The 1,178-nt window shown below is 70.1% G+C and carries 1 protein-coding gene and 1 pseudogene; one reads left to right on the top strand and one right to left on the bottom strand.

Going from position 1 to position 1,178, the window contains the following annotated elements; genetic code table 11:
- Positions 1 to 447 precede the first annotated feature (447 nt).
- Positions 448 to 915: an Hsp20 family protein gene (locus tag AC2W7C_RS18180; RefSeq protein WP_486002603.1), complete on the top strand. Its 468-nt coding sequence runs from the start codon at positions 448 to 450 to the stop codon at positions 913 to 915.
- Positions 916 to 1,117: 202 nt separating this feature from the next.
- Here the strand turns inward: AC2W7C_RS18180 and AC2W7C_RS18185 are convergent.
- Positions 1,118 to 1,165: pseudogene (locus AC2W7C_RS18185) on the bottom strand (hypothetical protein); the annotation flags it as partial.
- Positions 1,166 to 1,178 lie beyond the last annotated feature (13 nt).

The raw sequence follows: 1,178 nt of genomic DNA on the forward strand, positions 1-1,178 counted from the left end.
GGCGTCCTCCTGCAGGACGGGGCGGGGCCATGGCGGCGCGGCGGCGGTGCGCTGGGCGGGGGTCTCGTCCAGCGTCGGCATCGGGGGCAGGGCCTGGGCCAGCGCGGGGGCGGGAGCGAGCAAGGCCGCGGTCACGGCGAGTGCGGTCAGGCGCATGGACGTCTTCCTTCGAAGGCCTCGGGGAGTGAGCCGGGACCTGACCCCCGAAGCTTCGCGGGCAAGCCGCGTTCTCCCTCGAAGCGACGAAATCACGCGCCCTTGAACGTGGCCAGGGAGGGGCTCTTGAACCGGCGCGCGGACATCCCACCTCCTGTCGCGAGGACGCCGATGTCGGGTCCTCCAGACCGGACGGGGCCGAATGCGGGCCGACCGGACTGAACACCCACCGCCGGTCCGGGCTGAAAACCGCGGGGCCGGCTCACCTTGCTGATCCTCAGGAGGATGACCATGCGTACCTATGATTTCTCGCCGCTGTATCGTTCGGCCGTCGGCTTCGACCGCCTGGCCGGCCTGCTGGAAAGCGCCGCCGCTACCCATCAGGAGAACGGCTGGCCGCCCTACAACATCGAGACCACGGGCGAGAACGCCTATCGCATCGAGATCGCCGTCGCCGGCTTCAAGCCCGATGAGCTGAACATCGAGGTGAAGGAGAACCTGCTCACCGTCACCGGCCGCAAGACCGCCAACGATGAGGGCTCCGCCGAGCGCAACTTCCTGCACCGCGGCCTGGCCGAGCGCGACTTCGAGCGCCGGTTCCAGCTGGCCGACTATGTGGTGGTGAAGACCGCCGACCTGCAGAACGGCCTGCTGTCGATCGAGCTGGTTCGAGAATTGCCCGAGGCCCTGAAGCCCCGCCGCATCGAGATCGGCACCGGCTCCAAGCTGATCGAGGGCAAGAAGGCCAAGGCGGCCTAAGGGTCGTCACCCAAGACGCCTGACGAAGGGGCGGCGCGATGCGTCGCCCCTTTTTCGTGTCAGGCGGGCTGCCCGGCGAGCTCGAGCCCGTGGGCGCCCAGCGTGAGCGCGTCCTGGAGATCGGCCTGGCGCAGGCAGGCGCCGCGCAGGATGGCGCGGCTGAGGTCGCGCCGGCCAGGTTGGCGCGCTTGAGGTCAGCGCCGGACAGGTCGGCGTTCTTCAGGCTGGCGCCGGAGAGGTCGGCGGGCATCAGGCGGTCGGCG

It is taken from the genome of Brevundimonas sp. CURTG3B2_SDJG, from assembly GCF_057364705.1.